At 52.7% G+C, this 16,164-nt stretch carries 17 protein-coding genes and 1 tRNA gene; 16 read left to right on the forward strand and 2 right to left on the reverse strand.

Annotated features, from left to right (window positions below):
- Positions 1 to 37 precede the first annotated feature (37 nt).
- On the reverse strand, positions 38 to 1,099 hold the full coding sequence (locus tag NTX59_01280; protein MCX5784301.1) for a hypothetical protein: 1,062 nt from the start codon (positions 1,097 to 1,099) through the stop codon (positions 38 to 40).
- A 119-nt stretch (positions 1,100 to 1,218) separates the two neighbouring features.
- On the opposite strand from NTX59_01280, the gene NTX59_01285 reads away from it, so the two are divergent.
- The 4 genes from NTX59_01285 (at position 1,219) to NTX59_01300 (ending at position 4,546) form a co-directional block, all read left to right on the forward strand.
- Positions 1,219 to 1,290 (forward strand) — tRNA-Cys (locus NTX59_01285).
- 71 nt (positions 1,291 to 1,361) lie between these two features.
- Positions 1,362 to 2,522, forward strand: coding sequence for a pyridoxal phosphate-dependent aminotransferase (locus NTX59_01290; GenBank protein MCX5784302.1), 1,161 nt, complete (start codon positions 1,362 to 1,364; stop codon positions 2,520 to 2,522).
- A gap of 97 nt (positions 2,523 to 2,619) precedes the next feature.
- Positions 2,620 to 4,194 carry a phosphoenolpyruvate carboxykinase (ATP) gene (gene pckA, locus NTX59_01295; GenBank protein MCX5784303.1) on the forward strand — a complete coding sequence of 525 codons (1,575 nt, stop codon included), beginning with the start codon at positions 2,620 to 2,622 and terminating at the stop codon, positions 4,192 to 4,194.
- 91 nt (positions 4,195 to 4,285) lie between these two features.
- Positions 4,286 to 4,546: an SWIB/MDM2 domain-containing protein gene (locus NTX59_01300; GenBank protein ID MCX5784304.1), complete on the forward strand. Its 261-nt coding sequence runs from the start codon at positions 4,286 to 4,288 to the stop codon at positions 4,544 to 4,546.
- Positions 4,547 to 4,710: 164 nt separating this feature from the next.
- Here the strand turns inward: NTX59_01300 and NTX59_01305 are convergent, their stop codons facing one another.
- Positions 4,711 to 6,435 carry a response regulator gene (locus NTX59_01305; protein ID MCX5784305.1) on the reverse strand — a complete coding sequence of 575 codons (1,725 nt, stop codon included), beginning with the start codon at positions 6,433 to 6,435 and terminating at the stop codon, positions 4,711 to 4,713.
- 435 nt (positions 6,436 to 6,870) lie between these two features.
- On the opposite strand from NTX59_01305, the gene NTX59_01310 reads away from it, so the two are divergent.
- The 12 genes from NTX59_01310 (at position 6,871) to NTX59_01365 (ending at position 16,159) form a co-directional block, all read left to right on the forward strand.
- Positions 6,871 to 7,077 (forward strand): AtpZ/AtpI family protein, encoded by a 207-nt coding sequence (locus NTX59_01310; protein ID MCX5784306.1) that lies wholly within the window; start codon positions 6,871 to 6,873, stop codon positions 7,075 to 7,077.
- Complete coding sequence (locus tag NTX59_01315; protein MCX5784307.1) at positions 7,077 to 7,364, forward strand: hypothetical protein; 288 nt, start codon at positions 7,077 to 7,079, stop codon at positions 7,362 to 7,364. The genes NTX59_01310 and NTX59_01315 overlap by 1 nt, the downstream gene beginning before the upstream one ends.
- Complete coding sequence (atpB, locus tag NTX59_01320) at positions 7,342 to 8,103, forward strand: F0F1 ATP synthase subunit A (GenBank protein MCX5784308.1); 762 nt, start codon at positions 7,342 to 7,344, stop codon at positions 8,101 to 8,103. The genes NTX59_01315 and atpB overlap by 23 nt, the downstream gene beginning before the upstream one ends.
- A 99-nt stretch (positions 8,104 to 8,202) precedes the next feature.
- Complete coding sequence (atpE, locus tag NTX59_01325) at positions 8,203 to 8,487, forward strand: ATP synthase F0 subunit C (protein ID MCX5784309.1); 285 nt, start codon at positions 8,203 to 8,205, stop codon at positions 8,485 to 8,487.
- A 129-nt stretch (positions 8,488 to 8,616) separates the two neighbouring features.
- Complete coding sequence (atpF, locus tag NTX59_01330; GenBank protein ID MCX5784310.1) at positions 8,617 to 9,138, forward strand: F0F1 ATP synthase subunit B; 522 nt, start codon at positions 8,617 to 8,619, stop codon at positions 9,136 to 9,138.
- A gap of 2 nt (positions 9,139 to 9,140) precedes the next feature.
- The gene (gene atpH / locus NTX59_01335) at positions 9,141 to 9,698 is read left to right on the forward strand and encodes an ATP synthase F1 subunit delta (GenBank protein MCX5784311.1); all 558 of its coding nucleotides are present in this window, start codon (positions 9,141 to 9,143) and stop codon (positions 9,696 to 9,698) included.
- 106 nt (positions 9,699 to 9,804) lie between these two features.
- On the forward strand, positions 9,805 to 11,319 hold the full coding sequence (gene atpA / locus NTX59_01340) for a F0F1 ATP synthase subunit alpha (GenBank protein MCX5784312.1): 1,515 nt from the start codon (positions 9,805 to 9,807) through the stop codon (positions 11,317 to 11,319).
- A 12-nt stretch (positions 11,320 to 11,331) separates the two neighbouring features.
- Entirely contained in the window at positions 11,332 to 12,255 is a 924-nt protein-coding gene (gene rfaD, locus NTX59_01345) for an ADP-glyceromanno-heptose 6-epimerase (GenBank protein ID MCX5784313.1), read from the forward strand.
- 96 nt (positions 12,256 to 12,351) lie between these two features.
- Positions 12,352 to 13,248, forward strand: coding sequence for an ATP synthase F1 subunit gamma (gene atpG / locus NTX59_01350; GenBank protein MCX5784314.1), 897 nt, complete (start codon positions 12,352 to 12,354; stop codon positions 13,246 to 13,248).
- Between the two features lie 150 nt (positions 13,249 to 13,398).
- On the forward strand, positions 13,399 to 14,823 hold the full coding sequence (atpD, locus tag NTX59_01355) for a F0F1 ATP synthase subunit beta (GenBank protein ID MCX5784315.1): 1,425 nt from the start codon (positions 13,399 to 13,401) through the stop codon (positions 14,821 to 14,823).
- Positions 14,824 to 14,864: 41 nt separating this feature from the next.
- Positions 14,865 to 15,284, forward strand: a complete 420-nt coding sequence (locus NTX59_01360) for a F0F1 ATP synthase subunit epsilon (protein MCX5784316.1) — start codon at positions 14,865 to 14,867, stop codon at positions 15,282 to 15,284.
- A gap of 218 nt (positions 15,285 to 15,502) precedes the next feature.
- Positions 15,503 to 16,159, forward strand: coding sequence for a hypothetical protein (locus NTX59_01365; GenBank protein MCX5784317.1), 657 nt, complete (start codon positions 15,503 to 15,505; stop codon positions 16,157 to 16,159).
- Positions 16,160 to 16,164: the final 5 nt, after the last annotated feature.

Consider the following 16,164-nt stretch of genomic DNA (forward strand, 5'->3'; position numbering starts at 1 on the left):
AGTAAAGGGGCGGCCTTTTTTTGCGTCATAGAACTGTTTATTTTTTTACCGCTTTGTCTTCCTGGTAGCCGTATTCGGCCTTCAGCGCGCCCCCGGGTTCGTAAACCCGCAGGATTTTCACCTCATCTTTTTCAAAAACAAATTCTTTTTCCAGCTTGCCGTCTTTTGAATACACCTGAACGGTCCCGTCCGGCGCTTTGCCGTCTTTGCCCACGATGTTGAATTCCTTGTCCAGGTGTATACGGGCGATATATTTATTGTTGAGGTAAAAGGAAAAGCGTTCGCCGCGCGCCAGGCTCTGCGCTTTTGCCGTTACCATTGACTCATTCCCCGGCTCTTTTAGGGATTCCTTTTGCCGGGGTTCCGGTTTTGGCCCGGCCCGGTCCGGGTTTTCGGCCGCGCGGCCGTCGGTGTAGAGAGTAGCGGATTTTACATTGCCCTGGGCGTCGTACTGCCTGAACCAGCCGTCCGGCACGCCGTTTTTGAAACTCTGCTCAAACTGCAATATCCCGGTCTCGCCGCGTATTGTGACCGGGCCGTCAAGGACTCCGTTGGAGTATTGCGCTTCAGTCTGAAGCGCTCCGTTCGGAAAAAAGGCCTTAAGCGTCCCGGTGACTTTTCCGTTTGCCATGGTTTTTACTGTTTTCGGGGCGTCGGTGTCGTAATATTCCGTATAGGCGGCGTCCTTGACGGCCCCTTCGAGGCCAAGCGGGGCGCCGGCGGCCGAAAAAGTTTCAGTGGCTATAACAACCGAACCCTCGTAATAAAACATCTGCACGGTGGAGGTGTCGGGCTTTACGGTTATAAAAGTGAATTTTGCCCGCGCCGGCGCGGGGCTTGCGACAGGGGTTTCTCCCGTGGCAGCCGCCGCGGCCTGGGCGATAACGGCGCTTGATACGGCGACAGCGTCCGGGGCCTGTTTAAGTATGTCTTTTTTATTTATGGTAAGAGAGCCGTATTCTGTTTTTACAAGCGCCATGCCGTCCATTTCGCCGGTAATCTCACCGTTTATTTTTGTGCCGTCTTTAAGGGTTATGATCTCGCCGCGTGCGACCGCGCCAAACCCGATTAATGCTGTTGTCAAAATTAGTTTTCTCATAAAATTCTCCATCGCCGTAATCGTTGTGGATTATCGCTGTAATCTCTTCCCTAATTTTAGCAAATGAGGCGGGCGGCAGTTTTTTCTTTATGCCAAGTTTTGTAATATGTAACAATAACGGCGCGGTGGCCAAGTGGTAAGGCGGCAGTCTGCAAAACTGCTATTCGCGGGTTCGATTCCCGCCCGCGCCTTAGATTTTCAGTAGATAGTCGGCGGTTAAGCGCTCTTCACTATTTATTAATCGCTATTCGCTCCCCTATATATGAACCTCAGCAAACTCGCGATGTCTATCGGCCAATCGGCTACCTTAAAGCTCAATGAGCTGGCAGGGAACCTGAAAGCCGAGGGAAAGCCGGTTATACACCTGGGAGGGGGAGAGCCGGAAGAAAAAATCCCTTCAGGAGCGCGCGACGAAGCTGAAAAAACCCTTTCCGCCGGTTTTGTCCGATATACCCCGACCGCCGGCACGGCGGAACTTAAAAAAGAACTCTGTCTTTACACCGAAAAACATTACGGCCTTAAGCCCGCGCCAAAAAATATTGTCGTCTCTTCCGGCGCCAAGCAGGCCATTTACAATTTTTTGATGGCGGTCATTAATCCCGGCGACCAGGTGGTTTTTCCGGCCCCCTACTGGGTAAGCTATCCTGAAATGGTCAAAATGGTTTACGGCACTCCCGTGGCGGTGCCGCCGCGTCCGGGCGGGCTTGTGCCGACGGTGGCCGACATTGAGGCCCATATAACCTTAAATACCAGAGCGGTGCTTTTAAACAGTCCCAATAACCCCTCGGGGCAGCTTTATGATGCGGAGTTTATACGGGAGATGGTGGAAATCTGCGAAGACCGCAATATCTACCTTCTTATGGATGATATTTACAACCGCCTGATGTTTGACGGAGTCCGGGCGCCGTCCGCATTTTCATTTTCAAAACGCGGCCTTGAAGATTCGGTAATTGTTTCCGTAAACGGCGTTTCCAAAACTTATTCCATGACGGGTTTCAGGATAGGCTGGAGTGTGGGACCCGAAGCCATTACCAAAGCCATGGCGAAGGTCCAGGCGCAGATCACCTCCTGCCCTTCCGCTTTAAGCCAGAAAGCGGCCCTTGGCGCGCTTCGCGGCACTGACGATTTTGTGGAAAACCTGCGCTCCGGCCTTGAAAAAAAGCGCGATGTCATGCTGGCGGAACTTGCCAAGCTGAAAAAGGTTAAGCTGCATAAGCCGCAGGGCACTTTCTACTGTTTTCCCGATTTCAGCGCTTACGACAGCGATTCAGCCAGACTTTCCGCCATGCTGCTTGAGAAAGCTATGGTTGTTGCCGTGCCCGGCATAGAATTCGGGCTTGAGGGGCATCTGCGCTTAAGTTACTGCGGGGCTGAAAAAGACATCGTTGAGGGCGTGGAGCGAATCAGGAAAATATTGGATTGAGTAATACAGAATACAGTAGACAGTAGTCAGTAGTCGGGAGGCGGTATTCTGAATTCTGTCTACTATATTCTGACTTCTGACTCCTGATGAGGACTCTATGGAAACCAAAACATCAACCGTATTGCCTGACGTAAAAACCTCAAAAACAATATTCCGCAGCCTTTCCGCACCGGAGCTTTACGAGCACGCTGTCTCAAAGAAAGAGGGGCAGATAGCCGCGGGAGGCGCGCTTGCCGTTAAAACCGGCTTCCACACCGCACGGGCCGCTCAGGACAAATTTGTGGTAAAAGAAGAAACCAGCCGGAAACATATCTGGTGGGGGGATTACAATGTCCCCTTTGAAGAAACTAAATTCGACGCCCTCGCGGGAAAAATTACGACCTATCTTTCGGACAAGGATATATATGTCCGCGATTGTTTCGCGGGTTCCGACCCCAAAAACCGCCTGGGTGTGCGGATCATAACCGAGTACGCCTGGCACAGCCTTTTTGCCAAAAATATGTTTATAGAGCCGTCCGCGGGCGAGGCGGTAAAACCGGAGTTTACTGTTATTGCCGCCCCTGGTTTCAAAGCCGACCCCGGAGTTGACGGAACCCGTTCCGGCACGTTCATTCTGGTCAACTTCAGGCAAAAGCTCGTGATTATCGGCGGCACCGGCTATGCCGGCGAGATAAAGAAGTCCGTTTTTACCATAATGAATTACCTGCTTCCTCTAAAAGGCGTAATGCCCATGCATTGCTCGGCCAATCTGGGCCCCAAAGGCGACACGGCCATATTTTTCGGACTTTCAGGCACCGGCAAAACCACGCTTTCCTCCGATCCGGAGCGGCGGCTGATAGGCGATGATGAACATGCCTGGTCGGATGACGGGATCTTCAACTTTGAGGGCGGCTGTTATGCCAAGGTTATAAACCTTTCTCCGGTGGCCGAACCGCAGATCTACGCGACCACGGGGCGTTTCGGCACGGTGCTTGAAAATGTGGTTTACAACCCTGTAACGCGCGAGCTTGACCTTAATGACGGCTCGCTTACCGAAAACACCCGCGCCGGGTATCCGCTTGAGTTCATAAACAACGCGATCAGGGGAGAGGTGTTCGGCCATCCAAAGAACATAGTGATGCTTACCTACGACGCTTTCGGCGTTCTGCCACCTATCGCGAAACTTTCCTATGAACAGGCGATGTATCACTTTATTTCAGGCTATACGGCGAAGGTGGCCAATACCGAGATAGGCGTTAAAGAGCCGAGGGCCACGTTCAGCGCCTGCTTCGGCGCGCCTTTCATGAGCCACCATCCTTCCGTTTACGCCGAACTGCTTGAAAAGAAAATGCGCGCGAACAGCGCGCACTGCTGGCTTATAAACACGGGGCTTGCGGGCGGGCCGTACGGCGTGGGCAAACGCATAAGCATTCAAAACACAAGGGCGCTTTTAAACGCCGCTCTTGACGGTTCTCTCTCCGGCGCTAAATTCCGCAGGGACCCTGTTTTCGGCTTTGAGCTGCCGCTTGAGTGCCCCGGAGTGCCGTCGGATATACTCAACCCGGAAAATGTATGGCCCGACAAGGCCGCCTACAAGGCTAAATATCTGGAATTGGCCGGCCTTTTTACCAAAAATTTCGCCAAATTCGGTGTTACCAATGGGGCTATTGTAAAGGCCGGGCCCCGGATTTAAAAGAGCCGGTTTATTTTTTCTATTGACAAAACAGTGGAAAAATAGATTAATATGCATTGGAAAGCAGTAATCTCAAGGAGGAAGTACACAAATGGCAACAGCTAAGACGAACTCTAAGTTCATGGCCCCCATGACACCCGACACGATTCTCTCGGACATCATCGGCAACAAGCCGGTACCCCGCACCGAAATCGTGAAGAAACTCTGGGTCTACATAAAGAAGTACAACCTGCAGGACAAGAAGAACAAAAGGAACATCAACGCTGACGAGAAGCTTCTAAAGTTTTTCGGCGGTAAAAAACAGGTGACCATGTTCGAACTGGCGAAGTTCATCGGCAAACACGCGAAATAAGCCGGTCCATAAATTAAACGCCGTCCGCTGTAAAAGCGGACGGCGTTTTGTTTGGGCACGCCCGGCAGGCCCCAATAGTTGTTGTGGAACGGGGAATTGTCCGGGTGTCTGTAACATCCGGCGGAAGCCAAAAAACCTTGATCTGGAATCCGCGATTTTAAATCTTAGTCCCTGCGGCGGTCAATCACATAGTGGCTTTTTTCGGCGGCTTTGGCCGCTTTTTTTAATTCCGCGCCTATGTTGCTGACCTGCGCGAAGGAGTGGATCGGCCGCAGACGGTTGTGGATTATGCCTATTGAGATAGAGAGGAAGGAAAATTTTTTAATATTACCCTGACGGTCGGTGGAAACTATGGTCCCGCGTTCCCTGTCTTCTTTTGAGTAGAAGGACGGCGCTATTTCGTCAAAAGCCGCTGTAATGCGCCTGGCCAGGTCCTCCGCTTTTTCAAAACTGGTTACAATTATAAAATCGTCGCCGCCTATGTGGCCTATAAATTCTTCGGAATTATCATTCCTGATGGTAAGTTTCACCAAGAGGTTCGCGGTGGCCTTGATAACGCGGTCTCCGGCCTCAAAACCGTAAGTGTCGTTATAGGCCTTGAAATTATTCAGGTCCAGATAAAGCACGGCAAAGGGAAGGTTTTTCTGTATTTCGCGCTCCACCCGCGCCTGTATCGAGGGGTTTCCGGGCAGTTTGGACAGCGGGTTGGTGTCCAGCACCAGTTTGTTGCGTTTGAGTATCATGCGGATGCGGGCTATCAGCTCGTCGGTATCCACGGGTTTTATAAGGTAATCGTCTATGCCCATGCTGAGGCCTTTCAGCTTTGCGCTTTTCTCGCCGAAGGCGGTGCAGATCATTATGGGGATATGGGCGAACAGCGGGTTGTCCTTCAGGCTTTGGGCCACGCTAAGGCCGTTTTTAATAGGCATGTTATAGTCCAGCACCACTATATCCGGGCTGGTTTCGAAAATTACCTGAAGCGCTTCCTGGCCGTCCGAGGCAGTGAACACCTCAAAGCCAGCGCTTTCCACCGCTTCCTTTATCAGCATTAAGAGTTCCGTCTGGTCGTCGGCTATCAGCACGCGCGGCTTCGCGGCGATACGCGGCTCGCTTTGTCCGGCCGGCGCGGAACGGTCGTTCTGCGTCTGTTCTTTTATCAGCTTTAAAAGCAATTCTTTCGGCATTTCCCTGGTCACTATTTCGGGGAGCCCCGTAATTACGCCGCACTCCTGAAAATTTTCAAGGCGCAGGCCGCTTAAAACTATAATCGGTATTTTCGCCGTTTCCGTTTCTTCCTGCATTTCCTCCATTATTTTGAAGCCGTCCATGCCGGGCATCATCAGGTCAAGCAGCAGAACCCGCGGCCGGGTTTCTTTAAGCATCTGCATCACTTTCAGCGGGTCGTTCGCGATCACCGGCTTGCAGTTATTAGCCTCAAGGAACATTTTTACCAGGTCGGAAAATTCTTCGTCGTCATCGGCTATCATGATCGCGGGGTGTTCCCGTGTGTCCACTCCGCTGAGCGCTTTGGCCAGGGTCGCCTTAAGTTCTTCAAAGTCGATCGGTTTTGTGAGGTAGCCTGTCACCCTGGGGGCGGGGCCGGTCACTATTTCGGTTTTCGGGGTTTTGGAAAAAATTATTATTTTCTGTTTTTCCGTGAACGGGTTTTTTCTTATGTCGCCTATGAAACCGAGCGGATTGAAGGCCTGGATCAGAATGTTTAAAATTACCAGGTCGGGTTTCCAGTCCTGGATGGTCGTCATGGACTGCTGGTAATCCGCGGTGTGCCGGACGCTGTAATCATTCTCCTCAAGAAAAGTTTTAAGTTCTCCGGCCGGGACGGCCTCCGTATCCACGATAAGTATTTTTTTCCTGAATTCCTGGTCCATGAAATTGATTCTAACATTTTAGCGGAGTTTTGTAACTGCTCAGGTTCGCGGCATCAGGGTTCGCTGTTTTTGGTTCAGGGTTCAGCGGTTCACGGTTCCGGGTTATCTTTTATGTCTTAGCCTGAATCCTGCAGTCCAACCGGGTTTCCATTGAGAAATCAGGTGAACAGAAGTATTGCAGGATTCCCCGCAGTAGCGGGTCGGAAACCAAGCGCAATGCGCGCCAGGTTTCCGAAGGTGTATGCCGCGCGAAGCGCACCTGAGCTCCGCGAAGGGAAAGTTTCAACTGAAACTTTCAGGTTAGCCGTCTGAGGCCGCAGGAAAGAGTTCACCGATACTGCGCCAAAAATGTCCTGGAATTCAACCGCTGAACCTGATAATCTCAGTCTTGTGTCTTTTCAGCGGGCACATTTTGAAAATGATAGAATTTTATAAATGAAAAACGCGGAGGATAATTACTGGAAATACGCGCAGATAGGCCTGGAATTGGCCGTAAGCGTGCTGCTTGGTTTTTGGGCCGGCTATCGGCTGGACAAGAAAATAGGGACTTCTCCCTGGCTCATGCTCGGCGGCTCGGCCGGCGGTATGGCGGCGGGGTTTTATCTGGTCATCAGGGAACTTTTCAAAAAAGAAGGGGAGTAATGGATTCAGTCTGGATGGCTGTCTTTGCGGGGCTTGCCGCCGGGGCCTTCAACGGGGCGCTGGCCCGCTGGACGCTTAAAAAAACGCTTAACTCGCCGGCCCCTGTTTTTTATTCCGTATTTGTGGGCGGGCTGCTGTACCGTCTTGTCTTTCTGGCCGGGGCGGTTTGGTTATTGCGCCGCGAAAAATATATAATTATAGTTCCGTTCGCGATTTCTCTTATACTTGTTCAGCTGATTTTTGAAGTCATTCCGCTTAAAAAACATGGGATTAAAAGAGATACTTGAACATCACGTTGTTGACCATGTGTGGGCCTGGGCCTCGCTTGGGCCGCTGAAGTTTCCGGTCTCAAAACACCTGCTTATGATGGGCATCGCGGCTTTCATACTGCTTGTGGTCTTCCCTCTCATAATACGCAGCCGCTCCCTGGCGCTTGCTCCGTTCCGGGCAATGATCGAGATAGTGGTGCTTTTCCTGCGTGATGAGGTGGTCTTGCCTAATCTTGGCCGCAAAGGCGCGGCCTATGTGGGTTATTTTTGCACCCTGTTTTTCTTCATCCTTACAATGAACCTGCTGGGTATCGTCCCGTTCGGGGCCACCGCCACCGGCAACCTGGCCGTCACGGCGGGGCTGGCGCTTACCACTTTCGCGCTCGTTAACTTCGCCGGAATAAAGGAACAGGGGCTTTTTTCTTACCTCGCGCACATCGTCCCGAAGGGCGTGCCGCTCTGGCTTTACCCGCTGCTTTTCCCCATCGAGATAATAGGCCTGGTCACAAAAACTTTCGCCCTGTGCATCCGTCTTTTCGCCAACATGATAGCCGGCCACATAGTAATACTGGCTTTCATAAGTTTTATTTTCATCTTCGGGTCGTTCGGCCTGGCTATCGGGTTCGGCGTGGCGCCGATATCGGTGGCCCTGGTGCTTTTTATCCTGTTGCTGGAATTATTCGTGGCGTTCTTGCAGGCTTATGTGTTCACTTTCCTGACCGCTATTTTCACGGGCGCGGCAATGCACCCGCACTAACAGCAGGGGATAGGGGCTGGCGTATAGGGGATGGGGAAGGTGAGCAGGAAATTTTTGGTTTGATATTAAAATTATGGAGGTAGCTGAAATATGAACGACTTGACATTCCTTGGACTTGGCTATATAGGAGCCGGGCTTGGCGCCGGCCTCACCCTTGTGGGCGCCGGTCTCGGCATAGGCAAGCTGGCCTCAAGCGCCCTTGAAGGCACGGCCCGCCAGCCGGAAGCGGGCCCTGCGCTGCGCACCACCATGATCATAGCGGCGGCGCTGGTGGAAGGCCTCGCGTTTTTCGCGCTGGTCATCTGCCTGCTCGCGGTTATGAATTTCGGCATGCCCCAGGCTCCGGCGGCGTCCGAAGCCGCGCAGACCGAAGCGCACAAATAAGCAGTTGAGAGTTAATAGTGGATAGTGTAGAGACATAGAAGATTCGATATTTAAGATCACAGATTCACGTTTTGGGTTTTTGGCTTTCTCTCTACACTATCTACTCTATACTCTACACTGGAGTTATTTATGGAAGCCTTAATTAAACCGGAATTCGGCCTGACCTTCTGGACAATAACCTGCTTTGTCCTGCTGGTCCTCGTGCTTTCAAAGACCGCCTGGAAGCCGCTTTTAAAAGCGGTGGAGGACAGGGAAAGCGCGCTGAAGCGCGACCTCGAGGCGGCTGAGAGCGCCAGGGCCGAAGCTGAAAAAATAAAAAAAGAACTGGAAATTAAATTCGCCGAGATTAAAACCGAGATTTCCCGCCATCTCGATTCGGCAATAGCCGAAGGCGAAAAAGAAAAAGAAAGGATAATTGAAGAGGCGCACAGAAGCGCGGCTTTAATAGTGGCGGCGGCGAGAAAAGAAACGGATTCGCAGAAAAACGCGGTAGTGCGCGAGCTTAGGGAAAAGGTCGTAGGGCTTGCTCTGGCGGTTTCTGAAAAACTGATCGAAAAACATCTTGACCCGAAAACCAATTCCCAGCTCATAGCCAAGTCAATCGACGAACTTGAAAAAGCGAATAAATCTTTTAATCTTTCGGAGAATTGAAAATGAAATCGGCCGACAAGACGCTTGCCAATCGCTATGCCAGGGCTTACATGGGCCTTGACGGCCGGGGTTTTGATCACGCTCTTGAGAGCGCCGCTAAAGCCAAGATTACGGCGCTGAAGAAGGTCTTTTTCGCCGTTGGCCCTTACATGAAAATGCTGGCTCACCCGGTCATTAACGGAGCCGTAAAAGAAGAAATAATAGAAAAAATCATGGGGTCCTCTGCGGCTTACGGTTCCGCGCGCGGTTTTCTGGAATTCCTCGTAAAGGAAAACAGGTTTTTCCTCTTTGAAGCGACAGTGCAGGAAGCTTCGAGGCTTTTTGACGCCTGGTGCGATGTAATGAAAGCTGAAGTCTATTCCCGCTACGCCCTGACCGAAGCGGAGATCAAGCGGCTTGAAAGATTTCTGGTTAAATCCTCCGGCAAAAAAGTTCACCTGGTGCAGGCGGCGCCCGGATGTGTGCTTGGCGGTTTTGAAATAAGAATGGGCGATCGGTTGATAGGCGACTCGCTGAAAGGGCGCCTTGCGCGCCTTAAAAAAGAATTATTCGCGGTTTAGACCGGCGCTGAAGCTCTGAAGAGCTGAAGCGCTGAAGGTTGTTCCCTCTTTTACTTCAGAGCTTCAGAGCTTCAGCTCTTCAGCTCCATTAAAGGCGGTATTTGAAATGATACGACCCGAAGAGATAACCGAGATCATCAGAACCAGAATAGAAAAATTTGTGCCCGAAGCCCAATTGAACGAGACGGGGCAGGTGTTGCAGATGGGCGACGGCATTGCCCGTGTTTACGGGCTTGAGCGCGCTGTGGTGGGGGAACTGGTGGATTTTGAAGGCGGCGTGCGCGGCATGGTTTTAAACATTGAAAGGGAGAATGTGGGCGTGGTGGTAATGGGCGCCGACTCCAACATCAAGGAAGGCGACAGAGTAAAACGCACCGGCCGCGTGATGGACGTGCCGGTGGGGCGGGAACTTGTGGGAAGGGTGCTGGACGCGCTGGGCAATCCCATTGACGGCAAAGGGCCGATAAAAACGGACAGGCGCCGCCCCGTTGAAATAATAGCCCCCGGTGTGGTGGAACGCCAGCCGGTAAAAGAGCCGCTGCAGACCGGACTCAAAGCCATAGACGCCATGATCCCCATAGGCCGCGGCCAGCGCGAGCTTATAATAGGCGACAGGCAGACCGGCAAAACGGCCATAGCCATAGACGCCATTATAAACCAGAAAAACGAGCCGCCGGAAACAAGGCCTATATGCATTTATGTGGCCATAGGCCAGAAGGAATCCACAGTGGCCCGCGTGGCGACGATCCTTGAAGAAAACGGCGCCATGGAATACTCCATAATAGTTTCCGCTTCAGCCGCCCAGCCGGCCGCGCTTCTGTATCTCGCGCCCTATTCCGGCTGCGCCATGGGCGAGGAATTCCTGTGGCAGGGCAGGCACGTACTTATAATCTATGACGACCTTTCAAAGCACGCCCAGGCTTACAGGCAGATGTCGCTTCTTTTGCGGCGTCCTCCGGGCCGCGAAGCCTACCCGGGCGACGTGTTTTACCTGCACTCAAGGCTTTTGGAGCGCGCCTGCAAGCTTAACGACAAGAACGGCGGCGGTTCTTTGACGGCGCTGCCCATAATCGAAACTCAGGCGGGCGACGTGTCGGCTTATATTCCCACCAACGTTATTTCGATCACCGACGGCCAGATCTACCTTGAATCCGCCCTGTTCCACTCGGGGCAGCGCCCGGCTGTCAATGTGGGTATTTCCGTGTCGCGCGTCGGGGGCTCCGCGCAGGTAAAGGCCATGCGGCAGGTAGCCGGCAAGCTGCGGCTGGATCTCGCCCAGTACAACGAGCTGGCCGCTTTCGCCCAGTTCGGCTCGGACCTGGACAAAACCAGCCTTGATCAGCTGCGCAGGGGAGAGCGTATGGTGGAACTGCTCAAGCAGGACCAGTATTGCCCCCTCACTTTAGCCGAGCAGGTGGTAACGCTTTTCGCGGGTTCAAGAGGATATTGGGACGACGTCGGTCTGGATAAGGTAAGGAAGTATGAAGATGGCCTGCTGCGGTTTATGAAGGAAAACTACTCTAACCTGTTCGCCGATATTTCTGAAAAGAAAGAAATCGGCAAAGAACTGGAAGAACGGCTGGCCAGCGCTTTGGAGCGATACAAGAAAGAGTTCGCATAGGAGACGCCTAAAATGAAATACCTGGTGACCGGCGGAGCGGGTTTTGTGGGCTCGAACATAGCCTTCGCGCTGGCGCGCGAACGCAAAGCCGTGGTGACGGTTCTGGATGATTTTTCCTCGGGGAATTTTAAGAATTTGCTTGGTTTTGAAGGCGATGTTATCGGCGAAGACATTTTAAGCCCCGGCTGGTTCGCCAAAGTCGGTAAAGTTGACGCCGTGTTCCACGAAGCCGCCGTCACGGATACCACGGTGATGGACCAGAAAAAAATGATGCAGGTGAACGTGGAGGGCTTCAAGGCGGTGCTTGCCTTTGCCGCGCAGTACGGAGTGAGGACCGTGGTTTACGCCTCCTCCGCCGGGGTATACGGCAACGGCGGATGCCCCATGAAAGAGGACTCTGTGCCGGCGCCGGAGAACGTTTATGGCTTCTCCAAAGCTATAATGGACAACGTCGCGCGTGATTTTGCCGCCGTCCACCCGGATATGGCCTTAACAGGGCTCAGGTATTTTAATGTGTACGGCCCTGGCGAAGCCTATAAGGGCAAAGTGGCAAGCATGATGTATCAGCTTTATCTGCAGATGAAAGCGGGCAAGCGCCCGCGTATTTTCAAATTCGGAGAGCAGATGAGGGATTTTGTATACATTAAAGACGTGGTGCGCGCCAACTTTAACGCCCTTGACGCGACTGGCTTCGGCGTTTGCAATGTGGCTTCGGGCAAACCCGAAAATTTCAACAAGGTCGTTGATTGTTTAAACAAGGGGCTTGGTTTGAACCTGGACCCTGAGTATATAGAAAATCCGTACGCCTTTTATCAGAATAAGACTCACGCGGACCTGCGCCGGACCAAGGCGCGCCTTAATTACAGGCCCGAATGGAACCTGGAAAACGGCATAGCGGATTATGTGAAAGAGCTGGAAAAGCGGGGAAAAGTCTGAGAGTCTGGGCGTCAGGAGTCTGAGCGTCGCGGATACTGAAATTCTCCGGCTCCAAGACCCTTAGACCCCGAGACTCTAAGACTCTAGACTGACATTATGGCTTCTATACGCGACATCAGAAAACACATAGGCTCGGTTAAAAGCATCAAGCAGATAACCTATGCCATGAAAATGGTGGCCGCGGCGCGCATAAAGCGCGCCCAAGGAAGTATTTTGTCCGCGAGGCCCTTCTCCGATAAGATGGACAGCCTTATCGGGGACCTTTATTGCGACCTGGGAGAGGAAGATTTTAAGGCTTCCCCCGCTTATAAATTGTTCGAGGAAAAACCTGATACGGGAGCCGTCTGCCTGGTGCTCGTAACCGCCGACAGGGGGCTTTGCGGGTCTTTCAACACCAATCTGTTTAAAGCGGCGCTCTCCTGGCTGAAGGAATACCGCGGCAAGAAAATCTATGTGATCGCGGTGGGAAGGAAGGGCAGGGATTTCCTGAAGCGCCTGAAAGGCCTTAATCTTGAGTTATATTTTGAAATGGTGAATATTTTTCCCAAAGCTGATTACGCCAAGGCAGAAATACTGGGCGGAAAGGTGCTTGAGCTTTTTCTCGGGCGCGATATTGAGCGTGTAGCGCTCATTTACAATGAATTCAAGTCCATGCTCGCCCAGCGCATAGTTACCGACGATCTGCTGCCGCTTAAAAGCCGCGTGCTCTCAAGCGGCATTGAGCTTAAATGCGGGGATTTCAATTTTGAGCCGTCCAAGGCCCGTCTGCTTGAGGCGCTTTTGCCGCGCCAGCTTAAAGCCCAGCTTTACCGGGTGCTGCTGGAATCGCAGGCGGCGGAGCTGGCCGCCCGCATGAACGCCATGGAGTCGGCCTCAAAAAATGCCGCGGAGCTTATAGAGGGGCTCACTCTTATTATGAATAAAACCCGGCAGTCTATAATTACCACCGAGTTGAACGAAATAGTGGGCGGCGCCGAAGCCCTGGGCGGATAGCGGGGAAAGTTACACAGACGCATAGATGCGTAGAGGCATAGCAGGGTGGAAGATTAAATTTAAATAATTCCGGTTTCTGAACGACTATGCCTATGATTACTAAATTGCTACACATCTAGATTGCTATGCATCTGAAAGGAGTTTATTTACATGAACATCGGAAAAATCGTGCAGATAATAGGGCCTGTTCTGGATATAGAATTCGCTCCCGGCAAACTGCCCGGCATTTATAACGCCCTGCGGATAAAATACAAGGAAAACGGGAGCGAGGCTATGCTGGTGGCCGAAGTGGCGCAGCATCTGGGAGACAATACCGTGCGCGCCATAACACTCGGTTCCACTACGGGCCTTGGCAAGGGGCTTCCCGCCGAGGACACCGGCGCCCCGCTTAAAGTGCCGGTGGGCGAGGCCTGTCTCGGGCGCCTTATAGATGTTCTTGGCGAACCCAAAGATTACCGCGGCCCTATAGACACCAAGGAATTCCTGCCGATACACAGGGAGCCGCCGCTGATGACCGAGCTTAAAACATCCCCGGAAATTTTTGAAACAGGCATAAAGGTGATAGATCTGCTGGCGCCGTTCATGAAAGGCGGAAAAGTAGGGCTGTTCGGCGGAGCCGGAGTGGGAAAAACCGTCGTCATCATGGAGCTGATAAACAATGTGGCGCGCGAGCACCACGGCTACTCCGTATTCGGCGGCGTCGGAGAGCGTTCCCGCGAGGGCAACGACCTGTGGCTGGATATGCAGAACTCCATGCTCTCCGACGGCAGCACAGTGCTTTCAAAGACGGCTCTGGTTTACGGCCAGATGAACGAGCCTCCCGGCGCCAGGGCCCGCGTGGCGCTTACCGCGCTTACCCAAGCGGAGTATTTCAGGGATTCAAAGGGCCAGGATGTGCTGCTGTTCCTGGATAATGTTTTCCGCTATGTGCTCGCTAACGCCGAGGTGTCGGCGCTTTTGGGCCGCATGCCTTCCGCCGTGGGCTACCAGCCCACGCTGACCACCGAGATAGGCTGGCTTGAAGAACGCATCGCCTCGACCAAAAAAGGCTCCATAACGTCCATACAGGCGGTTTATGTGCCGGCCGACGACCTGACCGACCCGGGCGTGGCCAATGTGTTCACGCACCTTGACGCCACCATAGTGCTTTCGCGCGCTATTTCAGAGCTCGGCATTTATCCGGCGGTGGATCCGCTGGATTCCACTTCAAGGATACTCGACCCCAAAGTGCTGGGGGGCGAGCATTACGAAACCGCGCGCGGAGTGCAGAAAATACTTCAGCGCTACAAGGAATTGCAGGATATCATAGCGATCTTGGGCATTGACGAGCTTTCCGACGAGGATAAGCGCACCGTCAACCGGGCCAGGAAAATGCAGAAATTCCTTTCACAGCCGTTCTTCGTTGCGGAAAAGTTTACCGGCAGGGCGGGCAAGTACGTGCCGCTCAAAGACACCATCCGCAGTTTCCGCGAAATACTGAGCGGCAAGCTTGATGACATTCCGGAGCAGGCGTTTTACATGGCCGGCTCCATTGACGAGGTGCTTGAAAGGGCGAAAGCAACCAGTAACCAGTAATCGGTAACCGGTTACAGGGGAACACTTGAAGGGGAATTCGGATGAAGAATAAATTATCGCTTTCCATAATTACGCCGGAGAAAGCCGCGCTCACGAACAAGGAAGTTTCTTTCGTCTCTCTCCCGGCGTTTGAAGGCGAGCTCGGCGTTTTCCCGGGCCATATTTCCACGGTGGTGCAGCTTAAAGAGGGATTGCTCCGCTACAAAGCCGGCCATGAACACGGCGATTTTTCCGTGCTGGGGGGATTCGCAGAGATAAACAAGGACAAGGTTCTGGTGCTCGCTGAAGCCGCCGAGCTTGCCAAAGAAATAGACGAAGAGCGCGCCCGGCAGGCCTACCGCAAGGCCAAGGACGCGCTGAGCGTGAAAGGGGACGACCTGGACCTGGATTCCGCTCAGGCGGCTCTCAGGCGCGCCGCCGTGCGCCTGAAAATAGCCGAGTATCGCCGCAAGCACAGATAAGTCACAAGTTACAGGTAACAATCCTCGGTCGCGGACAGCGCCAGAGGCCGCAACAGGCCGGTGTCACTGGAGGTGCCGTCTCAAATGGCCTCTGGCCCACAAACGGCCAGGCCACAAGCAACAGATACAGGTTACAGACAAATTACAATTGAAAAAACAGCCGAAATAAGTCAGAATTCACTTGGGACTTGCGGAATTTCTCGGGGTCAGGGGGAGAGATGAACAAAATTTACCTGCTTGTATTGGCCATGGCCGCGCTTTCAGCCGCGGTCTTTTTTATTTTAAAGCGGCACAAGGCAAAGCGCAGAAAAGCCCTGGTTAAAATTGCGGAAGGGCTTGCTGTTGATTTTGAGGAATATGGCCCGGAACTGCAGCTTCTTGAAAACACCGGGCTGCCGCTGTTTATAGAGGGAGGCAGGGGTTTCGGGAAAAATTTACTGCGGTTTCCGCATGAAGACGGTTTTGAAGCGTACTTTTTTGATTATATATGCTTAACCGGGGACGCGAAAAAACAGATAAATAGGCAGGGCACGGTGGCGCTGTTCGGTTTTAAAAAAACGCAATTCCCCGTTTTTTACCTGGCGGCGGACGACGCCGCGCACAAACCGGACCTTAGCGGCTTTGAGCCTGTGGACACTTCCTCTTTTGCCCGTTTTCCCGCCGGACTTGAACTTTACGGGAGCGATGTCGTCGCTTTGCACGCGGTCTTTAACCGTGAAACCGCGACTCTTTTTACTAAGGAGTCGGGGTGGAGCGCGCAGGGCGCAGGGCGCTATCTGCTGCTTTATAAAGGCTGTGGATTGGTAAGCCCGCATGATTATCCAGGTTTCATAGAAGAGGCTAAAACTCTGGCTTTCCGCCTGGAACCGACTTAAAGTCC

The organism is Elusimicrobiota bacterium (assembly GCA_026388155.1).
GTDB lineage: Bacteria > Elusimicrobiota > Elusimicrobia > Elusimicrobiales > UBA9959 > UBA9634.

What these genes read in the sequence shown, in the direction of transcription:
- NTX59_01280 (MCX5784301.1), bottom strand. Translation starts at nt 1,099, where the DNA reads ATGAGAAAACTAATTTTGACAACAGCATTAATCGGGTTTGGCGCGGTC.
- NTX59_01290 (MCX5784302.1), top strand. Translation starts at nt 1,362, where the DNA reads ATGAACCTCAGCAAACTCGCGATGTCTATCGGCCAATCGGCTACCTTA.
- pckA (MCX5784303.1), top strand. Translation starts at nt 2,620, where the DNA reads ATGGAAACCAAAACATCAACCGTATTGCCTGACGTAAAAACCTCAAAA.
- NTX59_01300 (MCX5784304.1), top strand. Translation starts at nt 4,286, where the DNA reads ATGGCAACAGCTAAGACGAACTCTAAGTTCATGGCCCCCATGACACCC.
- NTX59_01305 (MCX5784305.1), bottom strand. Translation starts at nt 6,435, where the DNA reads ATGGACCAGGAATTCAGGAAAAAAATACTTATCGTGGATACGGAGGCC.
- NTX59_01310 (MCX5784306.1), top strand. Translation starts at nt 6,871, where the DNA reads ATGAAAAACGCGGAGGATAATTACTGGAAATACGCGCAGATAGGCCTG.
- NTX59_01315 (MCX5784307.1), top strand. Translation starts at nt 7,077, where the DNA reads ATGGATTCAGTCTGGATGGCTGTCTTTGCGGGGCTTGCCGCCGGGGCC.
- atpB (MCX5784308.1), top strand. Translation starts at nt 7,342, where the DNA reads ATGGGATTAAAAGAGATACTTGAACATCACGTTGTTGACCATGTGTGG.
- atpF (MCX5784310.1), top strand. Translation starts at nt 8,617, where the DNA reads ATGGAAGCCTTAATTAAACCGGAATTCGGCCTGACCTTCTGGACAATA.
- atpH (MCX5784311.1), top strand. Translation starts at nt 9,141, where the DNA reads ATGAAATCGGCCGACAAGACGCTTGCCAATCGCTATGCCAGGGCTTAC.
- atpA (MCX5784312.1), top strand. Translation starts at nt 9,805, where the DNA reads ATGATACGACCCGAAGAGATAACCGAGATCATCAGAACCAGAATAGAA.
- rfaD (MCX5784313.1), top strand. Translation starts at nt 11,332, where the DNA reads ATGAAATACCTGGTGACCGGCGGAGCGGGTTTTGTGGGCTCGAACATA.
- atpG (MCX5784314.1), top strand. Translation starts at nt 12,352, where the DNA reads ATGGCTTCTATACGCGACATCAGAAAACACATAGGCTCGGTTAAAAGC.
- atpD (MCX5784315.1), top strand. Translation starts at nt 13,399, where the DNA reads ATGAACATCGGAAAAATCGTGCAGATAATAGGGCCTGTTCTGGATATA.
- NTX59_01360 (MCX5784316.1), top strand. Translation starts at nt 14,865, where the DNA reads ATGAAGAATAAATTATCGCTTTCCATAATTACGCCGGAGAAAGCCGCG.
- NTX59_01365 (MCX5784317.1), top strand. Translation starts at nt 15,503, where the DNA reads ATGAACAAAATTTACCTGCTTGTATTGGCCATGGCCGCGCTTTCAGCC.